Annotated in this window: 12 protein-coding genes; 5 read left to right on the plus strand and 7 right to left on the minus strand. The window is 69.5% G+C overall.

The genetic code is table 11. The features are described from left to right. Positions 1-224: 224 nt before the first annotated feature. The gene (locus OG883_RS15470) at positions 225-1,733 is read right to left on the minus strand and encodes an alpha/beta hydrolase (protein ID WP_266540425.1); all 1,509 of its coding nucleotides are present in this window, start codon (positions 1,731-1,733) and stop codon (positions 225-227) included. A gap of 97 nt (positions 1,734-1,830) precedes the next feature. On the opposite strand from OG883_RS15470, the gene OG883_RS15475 reads away from it, so the two are divergent. Beyond that, positions 1,831-2,748 (plus strand): MerR family transcriptional regulator, encoded by a 918-nt coding sequence (locus tag OG883_RS15475; protein ID WP_266540427.1) that lies wholly within the window; start codon positions 1,831-1,833, stop codon positions 2,746-2,748. Positions 2,749-2,935: 187 nt separating this feature from the next. On the opposite strand, the gene OG883_RS15480 is transcribed toward OG883_RS15475, so the two are convergent. Next, a complete protein-coding gene (locus tag OG883_RS15480) occupies positions 2,936-4,369 on the minus strand; it encodes a PLP-dependent aminotransferase family protein (RefSeq protein WP_266540429.1) in 1,434 nt (477 codons plus the stop codon). 96 nt (positions 4,370-4,465) lie between these two features. Here OG883_RS15480 and OG883_RS15485 point away from each other — a divergent pair, with 96 nt between their 5' ends. Then, positions 4,466-5,962: a DUF885 family protein gene (locus tag OG883_RS15485; RefSeq protein WP_266540430.1), complete on the plus strand. Its 1,497-nt coding sequence runs from the start codon at positions 4,466-4,468 to the stop codon at positions 5,960-5,962. Further along, positions 5,962-6,585 (plus strand): LysE family translocator, encoded by a 624-nt coding sequence (locus tag OG883_RS15490; protein WP_266540432.1) that lies wholly within the window; start codon positions 5,962-5,964, stop codon positions 6,583-6,585. Before OG883_RS15485 ends, OG883_RS15490 begins: the two co-directional genes overlap by 1 nt. Before the next feature lie 50 nt (positions 6,586-6,635). On the opposite strand, the gene OG883_RS15495 is transcribed toward OG883_RS15490, so the two are convergent. From OG883_RS15495 to OG883_RS15505, 3 genes are all read right to left on the minus strand, one after another. After that, on the minus strand, positions 6,636-7,517 hold the full coding sequence (locus tag OG883_RS15495; protein ID WP_266540433.1) for an oxygenase MpaB family protein: 882 nt from the start codon (positions 7,515-7,517) through the stop codon (positions 6,636-6,638). Positions 7,518-7,697: 180 nt separating this feature from the next. Then, positions 7,698-8,045: a PRC-barrel domain-containing protein gene (locus tag OG883_RS15500; protein ID WP_266540435.1), complete on the minus strand. Its 348-nt coding sequence runs from the start codon at positions 8,043-8,045 to the stop codon at positions 7,698-7,700. Between the two features lie 239 nt (positions 8,046-8,284). Next, positions 8,285-8,455, minus strand: a complete 171-nt coding sequence (locus OG883_RS15505) for a hydrophobic protein (RefSeq protein ID WP_266540437.1) — start codon at positions 8,453-8,455, stop codon at positions 8,285-8,287. A gap of 169 nt (positions 8,456-8,624) precedes the next feature. Here OG883_RS15505 and OG883_RS15510 point away from each other — a divergent pair, with 169 nt between their 5' ends. Continuing rightward, positions 8,625-8,804 carry a CsbD family protein gene (locus OG883_RS15510; protein ID WP_266540438.1) on the plus strand — a complete coding sequence of 60 codons (180 nt, stop codon included), beginning with the start codon at positions 8,625-8,627 and terminating at the stop codon, positions 8,802-8,804. Between the two features lie 247 nt (positions 8,805-9,051). On the opposite strand, the gene OG883_RS15515 is transcribed toward OG883_RS15510, so the two are convergent. Both OG883_RS15515 and OG883_RS15520 read right to left on the minus strand, forming a co-directional pair. Then, positions 9,052-9,576, minus strand: a complete 525-nt coding sequence (locus OG883_RS15515) for a histidine phosphatase family protein (RefSeq protein WP_266540440.1) — start codon at positions 9,574-9,576, stop codon at positions 9,052-9,054. Beyond that, positions 9,573-10,382: a hypothetical protein gene (locus tag OG883_RS15520; protein WP_266540442.1), complete on the minus strand. Its 810-nt coding sequence runs from the start codon at positions 10,380-10,382 to the stop codon at positions 9,573-9,575. Before OG883_RS15520 ends, OG883_RS15515 begins: the two co-directional genes overlap by 4 nt. Positions 10,383-11,257: 875 nt before the next feature. Between OG883_RS15520 and OG883_RS15525 the strand changes: the two genes are divergently transcribed. Next, a complete protein-coding gene (locus OG883_RS15525) occupies positions 11,258-11,626 on the plus strand; it encodes a response regulator transcription factor (protein ID WP_323180906.1) in 369 nt (122 codons plus the stop codon). Positions 11,627-11,628 lie beyond the last annotated feature (2 nt).

Genomic DNA, 11,628 nt, shown 5'->3' on the forward strand with positions numbered 1-11,628 from the left:
GAATCTGACACAGCCAACCTCCCACGAAGGACCGAGTCGATGCCCGGGGCGCGTTGGGGAACTGGTTCCGTTGCGCGTTGGGAAAAGGTCTGTTGCTGCATCCCACGGCAGGACAGCACCCTCTTCAACACGCCCCAGCCGCCCAGCCATCCAGAAGCACGACGCCCGGCCCCCGCCCTCGGCGCGCACATCTGCGCCGGGGGCGGGTCTACGGCAGGGATGCCTCAGCTCCGCAGGTGCCCCAGCACGGATCGGACCGCGCGGTCCACTGCGTGGCGTGCCTGCTCGGTGTGATCGATCGTCTCGAACCCGTGGTGGCCGAGCGGTACGTCGATCACCTCGATACTGGCCCCGCAGTCCTTGGCGGCGGTCAGGAATTCCTCGACCGTCGCAGCGATTTCGGCGCGCTCCAGCTCCACTCGGGTCAACACGATCGGCAACTGCCCCGCAGCACGCACCGCAGCCGCAGGGCGAAACCGGGAATCGGTGAGCCCCCAGTTCGGCAGCGGCGCGAGCACGGGATAGGTAGCCGCCACACACCGCAACCATGACGGAGGCGCCGCGAGCCAGTCTGCCGACAACAGCCCGCCACCGGAGAAGCACCACAGCGCGACGCGTTCCCCGTCGACGCGCGGATCAGCTCGTACGAGCTCGACCGCTTCGGCGACATCCTCGGCAGCACGCCCGTAGTGTCCGACATCGTGGAGCCTGTGATCCAGTGTCACGCCGACCACTCCAAGACTCGCCACGTACTGGCCGTAGCCGACAAAGCCCGGCCAGTCGCGCGGCGTCGGCTGCACACCGCGGGGAACCGGGCCGCCATGGACGAACACCACCGCCGGCCGAGGGCCGTCGGCATCGGGCAGGTAGAGGTCGACCTTCCCCACCCGCTTGCGAGGCCGCTCCGCTACGTCCATGAGGAAGGGCCGCAGATGGGCAGGCTGCTCGCTCACCGTCCGGCTCACTCGGTGTCCTTCTCCTGCGGCGGCCCGGAGCAGTACGTCGGCCAGCTCGTCGGGGGTGGAGAGCATCGGCCAGTGCCCGGTGTCGAGTTCGAAGAAGCTCACCCGGGAGTCGGTGAGCGCCTGGAGGCGAGGATCCCCGAGTCCCACCAAAGCCTCGACCATGGCGATGCTCGACCCATTGCCGGTGCAGAGGACCCCGGTCGCCGGTAGCCCGGAGACCGCATCCGACAGCCGGAGCGGCTGAGTGAGCGTGCCCGCCGGCTGCGGCGCGGCAAGACGGGCCACACGCGCCAGTGCGTCTGCGGGAATGCCGTCGACGCTGCCCCAGCGCTGCCACTCGTCGCGCGGCGGCGGGGGGATCCGCCAGTCGTCCTCGGCCTGCTCAGCTCGGTGCAGCAGCCGCTCGCGGACCGCCTGATCGGGCACCAGCTCGAGGGCCGGGGCACCGTCCTGGGGCATGCCGACATCCAGGTACACGATCCGGGCGATCCGCTCCGGGCGCCGGCCGGCAGCGCCGAGCACCGGGTGGATGCCGTAACAGTGACCGACCATCACCACCTCCGGGGCATCGACATGGTCGATCAGCTGCACCAGATCCTGGACATGCCTCTCCAGGTCCGTCTCGGGTCCCGCCAGATGGCTGCGGTCACCCATGCCGGTGAGCGTCACCGGATGCACTTCCGCCCCCGAGTCCCGTAGCCGAGCGGCCACCTCCCGCCAGATCCAGCCACCGGTGAAAGTGCCCGGCACCAGGATGAACGCTGTCATGGACTTCTCCTTCTACGCCGTGGTCCGCGGGGCCGGCCGTACAGGCCGCCCGCGCTCGCCGGTACGGTAGGAACTCCCCCTGAGGGAGGTTCAAGCCGTGCCCCCTGAGAGCACTTGGAGCATCGGAGAGCTCGCCGAGCACGCGGGCGTCACCGTCAAGACCGTCCGCTTCTACTCGGACCGCGGTCTGCTGCCCGAAGCCGCCCGCAGCACCGGAGGCCACCGTCGGTACGGCCCCGAGGCGCTCGACCGGCTCCGCCTGATCCGCTCCCTGCGCAACCTCGACCTGCCGGTCCCGCACGTCGGCCGGATCCTCGACCAGGAAGACGCGATGGAGGACGTCATCGCGTGGCAGCTGCGGGAGATCGGCTCGCAACTGGCCGCCCTGCGCTGGCGGGAGGCCGCCCTCCAACTGCTCCAGGACTGCGCTCCCGAGGAACGAGCCGACCGGCTGCGCCTGATCGGCGCCGTCTCCGCACCGCCCAGCACGGCCGCGCTGGCGCGCTTCTGGCGGCACTGGCTGCCGCCGCGACTCCCCGCACACCTCGTCTCCGCCATCATCGAACAGGCAGTTCCACAGCTCCCCGAGGGACCGACTCCGGCCCAGGCACTGGCCTTCGCCCGGCTGCACGCCCTGGTCTCCGCCCCCTGCGTCGGTGCCGATCGCGGCCAGCCCGCGGCACACCGGCCCGACAAGGGCTACCGGCCGGCCGTGCTCTACGACGGTCTCGGCGAGGCGTACGCGCTGGCAACGCCGGAACTGCGGGCACAGCGGCCACCGAGCCGGGGGGAGGCACTCGACTGCTTCGTCTCCGCCTATGCCCACTCACTCGGCACGCGCGACACGCCCGCCTTCCGCCACCAGCTCAGCCTCCAGCTCGCCGCGGATCCCCGTATCGACCGCTACTGGCAACTCACCGCTGAACTGTCCGGCCCGTCGCAACCGACCCCCGGCGCCGCCCACGACTGGCTCTGCGCTGCCCTGGACACCCAGATCGCCCGTCCAGCCGCCTGAACAGGGCAGCTTCACGTGATGAACTCGGTGGTGGGCGTGGGGATCTCTCGGGTGGCCCGGGGGCAGTACGGGAACCGTTGTTGCCGGTCGCGGGGTGGGCAGGGCCGTCAGCGCGTCGGCGGAAGTCGACCCGATGGATGAGGTGGCGGGATCGTCCGCCGCGACACCACCCGCCGCGAGTACGAGGTCATTCGGCCAACTCCGCCCAGGCAGCGGACAGTCGGCGTACCAGTTCGTCGAGACGGTCGGCGGGGAGGGCGAACGGCACGCGGATGTGGTCGTTGTGCGCGCCGCTCGGGTCGGTCGCGGAGCCAGGGACCACCTCGACGCCGTGCCGTAGCGCGACCTGGGCGAAGACGTCGGCGTCGGTGGCGTGCGGGAGGCGGGTCCACAGTGCCGCGCCGCCGGTGGGGGAGTGCCAGGTCCAGTCGGGGAGTCGGTCGGCGAGCAGGGATTCGAGGCGGGTAAGTCCGGCCCGCAGGGTGTGGGCCCGGGCGTGTTTGATGTCGTCGAGGCGTGGCAGCAAGCGGGCAGCGAGCGCTTGGTCGAGCACCGGGGTGCCCATGTCCGCGAGCGCCTTGAGGCGGGCGAGCCGCTCCACTGTGCCGGCCGGACCTCGTAGCCAGCCGATGCGCAGGCCGCTCCAGACTGCTTTGGTGAGAGACCCGATGGTGAGCGAATCGGTGCCGGGCGGGGCGAAGGCCGCGACCGGTGGGGGTTCCGGGGCGTCGGTGAGTCTGGTGTCGTAGGCCATGTCCTCGACGAGGGGAACTCCGTGCCGGCAAGCGAGCTCGGCGAGGCGCCGGCGCCGGGACGCGGACATCAGGGTGCCGGTCGGATTGTGGAAGGTCGGGGTGACATGGAGCAGCGCGGCCCCGGGAAGGGCCTCGGCGAGCCCGTCGAGCCGGATGCCGTCCTCGTCGAGCGGTACCCGGCGCGGTCGGGCTCCCGCTGCCAGGAAGGCGTCGAGACAACCGGGCCAGCTCGGAGTCTCCACGACGATGGGTGAGCCTCGGCGTACATACAACTGCGCGGTGAGGGCCAGTGCCTGGGTGGCGCCGGTGGTGATGAGGATCTGTCCGGGTGTGGTGGGCAGGCCCTGTGCACTGTAGTGATCCGCGACGGTCTCGCGCAGCAGGGGCAATCCACGCGGATGGTAACCCGTGTCGGTGAGGAGCGATTCGAGGCCGATGCGGGTCACGTGGTCGAGGGCTTCGCGGACTTGGGGCGCAGCGCCGAAGGATGCCATCGCCAGTGAGATCATGTCGCTGGGACCGTCGACCAGTCGCTGTACGAGAGCGGTTGCCGACCCGCCCGGAACCCTTCCGTCGGCGCCCCGCACAGGCCCGGGCCGCACGGCGATCCGGGTTCCGCTCCCGCGGCGGCTGTCCACGGCTCCCGCGCTGCGCAGGTCGTCGTAGGCGGAAACCACGGTGGCCCGGCTGACGGACAGGGCGGTGGCGAGGGCTCGCTCGGACGGCAGGCGGTCGCCGGGTGCCAGGTCACCGGAGTGGATCCGGTGGTCAAGGGCGGCCGCCAGCCTGCCGTACAGGGGGCCGGGGCCGGTCATCCAGCTGCCGAGGATCGCGGTCAGCTCGGCCGGCTGCCAAGAACGGTCCACTTTCCCCTCCAATGGCCCGGTTGCTCTCGTCCGGGTGCCGACAGGCTAGGTCACATGGCCGACAGCCGGCCCGAGCCATGAGGAGTGACCCAGCCGATGGACAGCAGACTGCGCGCGATCACCGCCCTCTCGGTGCCTCGCACCCGTGAACTGGCCGGACTCCACGACGCGTACGACGGACGCGTCCAGGACCTCTCGCCCGACGGCGTACGCAGCGCGCTGTCCGCGCTGGAGGGAACCGGCGGTGCCGAGCCGTACCCGGATCCGCACGACGAGGCGCACGCCCGCGCCTCGGAAACTGCGGCAAGAGTGCACTTTGAGCAGCTGGAGCAGCACCGCAGCAACCCCTTCCTCCATATCGCCAACCTCGACACGGCCTGCTACCACCGCGCCTACGCCCCGGCCGAGGAGCGCCTGGCGGCGAAAGCCGCACACCTGCGCCAGTGGCCCGAAGCGGTGGACGCGGCGGTCTCGTCACTGGACCGAGTCAGCTCACCGGTGGCGCGGGCCACACTGCCCGCGGCCCGCGCGCTGGCCGACTGTGCCGACGGGGATGAACGCGCCCTGGCCGCACTCACCCGTCTCGTCGACCACCTCGAGCACGCCGCGGGCCACGGCGATCCCTCGGCGGCTCTCGGGGGCGAGGCGCTGCGACTGCTGATGTCCTCGGCCGAGGCCTGCGAGGTGGATCTGTCCGAACTCGCCGACAGCGCCGACGCGGAGCGCGTACAACTGCTCGGAGTACTCCGCGAGGCCAGGGCTCCGGGGGAGTCGGTGGCGGAGACCGTACGCAAGGCACAGGCCGACCATCCGCCCGCCGATGACCTGCTCGAGGAGGCGCGTGCACTGGCCGCAGAGGCGGCAGCATGGGCGGCGGAGCGCAATCTCGTCCCGTACAGCGACGGCGAATGCCTGGTGCTCCCGGCCCCCGCATCCCGCCGGCATGTGATGGCAGGTCTGCAGCCCGCAGCACCGGGAGAGGCCGACGCCGCCAGCCTTTTCCACATCACCACGCCGGATCCGGCCTGGCCCCAAGGTGAACAGGAGCAGTGGCTCTCGGTCCTCAACCGCTCCTTCCTCGCCGCGTTCGTACTGCACGAGGTGGCTCCGGGACACTTCTCGCACGGCCGGGCGCTGCGCCGGGCCGAAGGCGACGTGCGCCGCATCCTGATGTCCGAAGCCTTCACCGAGGGCTGGGCGGTCTACGCGGAGCACCTTGCGCTGGAGGAGGGCTTCAGGGCGCACGACCCCCGTACCGCGGTCGGGATCGCCCTCTCCGGTCTGCAGCGGGCCACCAGACTGTCCTGCGCGATCGGTCTGCACACGGGCGCCATGACGGTCCAGGACGCGGAACGCCGCTTCACCGAGGACGCGTTCCTTGAAGGGCCCGCGGCACGGGCCGAGGCGCGGCGAGGGCTGTGGGACCCTCAGTACGGGCACTACACCTGGGGAAAGACTGCCATCTTTCAGGTACGCGAACGGGCCAGGGCCGCCTGGGGCGCGGCCTATTCGCCCGCTCGTTTCCACTCCGCGCTGCTCGCGCTCGGAGCGCCGCCACTCGGTCTGCTCGACACGGCAGTGGAGCGCGGCTGATGCCTTCCGCCGCGCAATTGCTCGTGTTCGCCGGGGCCTCGTTGATGCTGGTCCTGGTGCCCGGCCCCAATCTCGTCTACATCCTGACCCGCAGTGTGGGTCAGGGCCGCCGGGCAGGGCTTGTCTCCGCAGCCGGAGTCGAGGCAGCAACGCTGGTGCACATCACGGCGGCCGCGCTGGGTGTTGCTCAGCTGGTAGCGCGCTCCGAAGCGGCCTTCCTGGTGCTGAAGTACGCGGGAGCCGTCTACCTGGCATATCTGGGGATCAAGACGCTGAGGGGGTCCGCTGGGCTGGATCAGCAGGTTCCTGCGCGCCCGGTCTCGCTGTGGCGGACATTCGGCGACGGAGCTCTGGTGAACCTGTTCAACCCGAAGGTCACACTGTTCTTCCTCGCGTTCCTGCCGCAGTTCGTCACCCCGGGACCGGCCGCGCGTACACACATGCTCGTGCTGGGCGGGGTGTTCTTCGGGATCGCCCTCGCACTGGATGTGATGTACGCGCTCGCCGGCGGCGCGGTGAGTGCATGGCTGCGTCGGCGACCGCGCGTACAGGCCGGACAGCACCATGTGGTCGGCTGCGTCTATCTCGCACTCGGGGTTGTCGCGGCTCTGCCGGTGTTGTAGCGCCGGAGGGCGGCTGTGGCCAGCGCGAGCCGGGACACAGTTTCCACTGGTCAGGTGGTGTGTGTCAGGGGCCGAGGAGGAGTCATGGCCCATCGGATCGTCCTGGTCAGCCCTTGTCCGGCCAGTCGTACGCACGTTTCCTCGATCCCTGGCAGGCGGGGCAGCCTCAGCTGCTCGCGGGCCCACAGCGGAAGCGTGGATACGGCGTTCGCGGTGAGGACGGCGTACGGGACACGGGCGATCCAGGGCAGGGGCGGCTGGAGGAGTATGAAGCGCGCTGCCTCGCGGGCCTCTTGGGTTGCGCGCAGCTCCGGGCGGTAGGCAGCGAGCCGGTCGGCCAGCCCTGCCTGGTCGCGCGGAGGGTCGGTCACACCGAGCGCGACTGCGACTCGTGCAGTGTCGGCGATGTATGCGTCGCACCCGGCGGCATCCAGGGGATGTGCACCGTAGCGCTGGTGGGCGCGGAGGAAGCTGTCGACCTCGGCGATGTGCACCCAGGCGAGGAGATGCGGGTCGGCGGCGTGGTACAGCTGACCGGCGGCGGTGGTCCCTTTCACGCGGTCGTGCACCGACCGGACGCGGTCGACCGCTTGCTGAGCGTCAGCGGCGGTGCCGTAGGTCGTCATGGCGAGGAATGTGCTGGTGCGCTGCAGCCGCCCCCACGGGTCACCCTGATAGCCGGAGTGCGCTGCCACCGCGGCCATGGCCAGCGGGTGCAGAGACTGCAGCAGCAAGGCTCTCAGTCCGCCGATGAACATCGAGGCGTCGCCGTGGACGGTACGGATGGGCCGGTCCGGGCCGAACCAGCGAGGTCCCGGCGTGTCGTGAATGCGGGCACGGTTGTCCGGGCCCGCGAGGCCTGCGACGCGGGTGAACAGGCTGCTGCCAAGTCGCTCCCGCAGGTAGAGGACCCCGGGCACTGACAAGTTCACCCATCAAGTATCCGCCTGGACACGCGGCAGGTCAGCAGGATTCGACGGATCCGGACGTGAGAGCGGCCGGCGTGGGACCGTCGCGGGGCGTGCTGGGGCTTCGGGCCGCCGGTATCCGGTCATGCGTGTGGGGGTGGCCAGAGCAGATGCTCTGGCCACCCCCACACGCATGTGTCCGTGTCAGGCGCGGTGGCTGCCGTAGTAGCCACCGACCTGCTCGTGGTAGCCGGCGTCACCGAGGTGCTTGTCCTTGTCGAACTCGGGCGCGTCCTTGATCTGCGCCTTGGTTCGCTCGACGTAGATCTTCTCCTCGGCTGCGTCGATGCGCGTGACGACGCCTGCGGGCAGCAGCACGTGCTTGCCGAAGATCCATACTCCGGTGTCGACGACCAGGTACGAGGATCCGACGTCGTCGGAGTGCTTGTCGACCTTGCCGATACGTCCGTCGGTCGCCTCGACCGTGAACCCGACCAGGGTTGTGCCTGTGGTGTGGCCGGTCGTCGGCTGGTAGCCCCAAATGTTGCTCATACAACGGCTCCTTCTTCGACTGTTGATGGCCTGGAAAAGCTGTTCACGTCAGCTGAGGTGAATGATTCCCATAGCCTGCGCTTGCCCAACGTTCCTGACCGTACACATCGCTCGAGGAATGCGTACGAAAGCACGGTTCTGCGGTGGGCTGCCGTGATGGAGTAAAAGGTTTCCGGTGCTGCATGGAAAACATCTCACTCACACTTCTGTCTGCTCCGTCTGCAGGGCTGTGCACCCACCTACCAGCGGTACCAGCGGCCACGCTTGCCGCCGCCGGTAGCAGGACGGATCACGAAACCGAGCAGCCACACGACCAGAATAATGATTGCGATCCACCAGAGGGCCTTGAGTGCGAAGCCCGCACCGAAAAGGACCAGGGCGAGCAGAAGAACGAGTAGCAGGGGAATCATGGCTATCAACCTCCAGGAGCCGTGTGCCCCGAGGATTCCCCGTCATGCACTCGAATCCTGCATGGCCCTTTTCTTCTCCCCGGGTGCTGTCCTGCTGTGTTTGAACGACTCATTTGCGGTGAGACGGAAGTCTGTTCACTGGTTCCGAGTCAGGCAGGACGTGAGAGATATGACCGACAAGAAGAGCGAGAAGACCCAGGCCAAGGGTGAGCAGGCCAAGGGCAAGGTCAAGGAGACCGTCGGCCGCGCCGTGGGCAACGAGAAGATGACGGCCGAAGGCCGTGGCGAGCAGGCCAAGGGGGATGCGCGCCAGGCGAAGGAGAAGGCCAAGGACGTCTTCAAGCACTGACTGCCCCCGACCGAGCACTGACCTTGACCAAACACTGACCCTGACCAAGCACTGAGCCCGACGTGCCGGCTTTGGGCCCGACAGGCCACATCTGTCGGGCCCAAAGCTGTCTCGGGCGGGCGTACAGAACGCTGTGCGCGAGTGCGCCCTGCCGGAAGTCCGTGACGAAGGCGCGGCACATCGGGCGTGGCGACTGCGCGGACGGCAGCGGCGCGGAAGGCGGACTCCACGCCCTGTCCGTCATCCGTCAGGTTTTCGTGCCGCGGGGCACAACCATCTCGGTCAGCCGGGCGGCACCGGGCGCGAGGGACGACCAGGAGCCCGGCACGTGCAGCACGGCGATCGCGGATGTCGGAAACTTCGTACGGGTCTGCTCCAGCGCGTAGCCGTCCGCCTCACCGGCAAGCATCATTACCAGTTCCTGCACGCCGGGGTTGTGTCCGATCAGCAGGAGCGTCCTGACGTGCACGGGGGCTTCCCGTACGACGCCGAGCAACTCCCCGGCGCTCGCCCGGTAAATGCGTGCGTCGTGCATCACCGGCGTGATGACGCCGAACTCGACCGAGACGAGGTCCCACGTCTGGCGGGTGCGAAGCGCCGGGGAGCACACGACGAGCTCGGGAAGGCAGTCTGCCTCGCGCAGCCAGCGGCCCGCGGCCGGCGCGTCGCGGCGGCCGCGCGGAGCGAGCGGCCGCTCGTGGTCGGCCACGTCCGGCCATGCCGACTTGGCGTGCCGCAGGACGACGAGGCGCCGGACGTTGCCCGATGTCATGGCGTCGCCGGGTGCTGGTGGCCGACCTCGCGTGCGAGGTCCAGCCCGAGGACGCGGTCGAGGTGGGCGAAGGTCTCGAACTTGGCGCCGGCCGGTACATCGGCGCGACTTTCCATGCCGCGCAGCATGTCCATCACCGCGGGGACGCCGAGATTGTCGGCAAGCGCGGCATGAGCCTGTCGCATCAGGTCGGCGGGGATCGGCCCGGACGGCTCCTGCGCCCAGTCGGCGACCTGCTGACGCCAGTGCCGCAGTGTCCGCCAGGCCTCGGCGAGCGCGGCGCGGGTGATGGTGACCGGCGTGCCGTAGGCGTGGCCGAGCAACAGCATCCTCACAGCCAGCGGATCGATTCCTTCTGGCGCGAGGGCCTCCAGCAGACCCGGGACGCCCTCGTCCGGGGGCGCCGAGCTGACCCGGCCCACGTCGATCAGGACCCCGTCAACGGCGTCCGGTGTGTCGGTGCCGTGAGCGAGCAGGTGCACGTCGGCAGGGGCGCCGAGGGTCTCGGCCGAATGGTGAGCACCGACGGTGGCGGGCGGGTGGATCCCGAGACCGGCCATGGCTCGGTCGAGCGCCTGGGCCTGCTCGCGCGGCAGGTCCGGTGTGGTGAGGACCGTAAGGCTCTGTACGCCGTGCAGCTCCGCGGTGCGCGCCAGTACGTCACCGACCAGGGGCACGCGCAGGTGGTGCACTGTGGCGATCCCGGTGTCGATGGCCGGCAGGTGGGCGCAGATGCGCAGGAGATGGCGGCGTGCGGAGGGAATCTCCATGAGGCGGCCGGTGGGGGTGTCGGCGATACGCAGCATGCTGTGGAGGCTAGTCGTGGGTGCCTCCGAAGAGCGGGAGGACCTGATCAGGGCGTCGAGGTTGCGAAAATGCGGCGCCGCGCGCGACAGGCGGCATGCGAGGCCATGCGGCCGGGCCGCGGGCGTGTGGACCTCCCCTCGGCAAGAGCGAGGCGCGCAGGGGACGCGGACTGCAGCACGGTGCGACGGGGGCCACGTCGATGTCTGTTCCCTCTGTCGGAATGCTTCCTCCGGCGTAGCATTGATTTCGGGTTGGTGCACTCTCACGTGCACGGCCCGGAAGGGCGGCCCCGGTGTGTAACTGCCGGGGCCGTTGTCACAGCCGCAGACGGACCACAGTGGCTCCGGAGCGGGCACCGAGGCGGCGGGTCTCAGCCTGTGCCGCCCCCGCGCTCACGAGGACCGCGGGGGCCCTGTGGGGATCCGGCAGCGGTAAGTGGTCACCTGGCACCCGGAAGTGAGCAGGGCGGCCCGGAACGGTGCGCGGCGCAACCACGACGGTGTCGACCCGAGGGGGCACAAGGTCGTCGTGCGCGAAGCGATCTGTGGTATGGACACACTGGCTGAAAGTTGTACCCATCGCTCTGTCCGGACTGGGTAGGCATGGGTCTGCGCGCAGCACGGGTTTCGGTATCTCTCGTAGAAGTGGGGCGAACGTGATCCGGGTGTTATTGGTGCACGACACATGGCTCATGCGGTCGGCTCTTACCGCGCTGTTGGAATCCGCGGAGGGCATCGAGGCGTCAGCCGCCTGTTGGGAAAAGGCCCCGAGCCAGGCGCGCTCGTTACGGCCCGATCTCTGTGTTGTGGACACGGACTGTCCGGGGTCTTCGCGGTTACCGGACCATCCAACGGGGCAACGATGCGAACTGCTCGTGCTGGCCACCTCTTGCCGGCCCGGCGTTCTGCGCCGCGCCGTTCAGGCGAAGGCTCTGGGCTTCGTGAACAAGGACGCGTCGCCGGCCCTGTTGCTGAACGCGATCAGGCTTGTCGCGGCCGGGAAGCGGTACGTCGACGCCTCGCTTGCTCTGGACCTCGTCCAGGCGGCCGACATGCCGCTGACCCCCCGTGAGTTGAGCGTGCTGGCGCTCGCTTCGGACGGCGCGTCCGTTCCTGAGACCGCCCGCACTCTGCAACTGAGTAAAGGGACCGTGCGGAACTACATGTCCGCGATCACTCGCAAGACCAACGCCCGCAACTGGAGCGACGCCGTCCGCATCTCGCAAGGAGCGGGCTGGGTATAGGC

This window comes from Streptomyces sp. NBC_01142, from assembly GCF_026341125.1.
In the GTDB taxonomy this organism is placed as follows: domain Bacteria; phylum Actinomycetota; class Actinomycetes; order Streptomycetales; family Streptomycetaceae; genus Streptomyces.

Excerpts from the sequence above, each read along its gene's own strand:
- OG883_RS15470 (WP_266540425.1), bottom strand. The coding sequence starts at position 1,733 with ATGACAGCGTTCATCCTGGTGCCGGGCACTTTCACCGGTGGCTGGATC.
- OG883_RS15485 (WP_266540430.1), top strand. The coding sequence starts at position 4,466 with ATGGACAGCAGACTGCGCGCGATCACCGCCCTCTCGGTGCCTCGCACC.
- OG883_RS15490 (WP_266540432.1), top strand. The coding sequence starts at position 5,962 with ATGCCTTCCGCCGCGCAATTGCTCGTGTTCGCCGGGGCCTCGTTGATG.
- OG883_RS15500 (WP_266540435.1), bottom strand. The coding sequence starts at position 8,045 with ATGAGCAACATTTGGGGCTACCAGCCGACGACCGGCCACACCACAGGC.
- OG883_RS15505 (WP_266540437.1), bottom strand. The coding sequence starts at position 8,455 with ATGATTCCCCTGCTACTCGTTCTTCTGCTCGCCCTGGTCCTTTTCGGT.
- OG883_RS15510 (WP_266540438.1), top strand. The coding sequence starts at position 8,625 with ATGACCGACAAGAAGAGCGAGAAGACCCAGGCCAAGGGTGAGCAGGCC.
- OG883_RS15515 (WP_266540440.1), bottom strand. The coding sequence starts at position 9,576 with ATGACATCGGGCAACGTCCGGCGCCTCGTCGTCCTGCGGCACGCCAAG.
- OG883_RS15520 (WP_266540442.1), bottom strand. The coding sequence starts at position 10,382 with ATGCTGCGTATCGCCGACACCCCCACCGGCCGCCTCATGGAGATTCCC.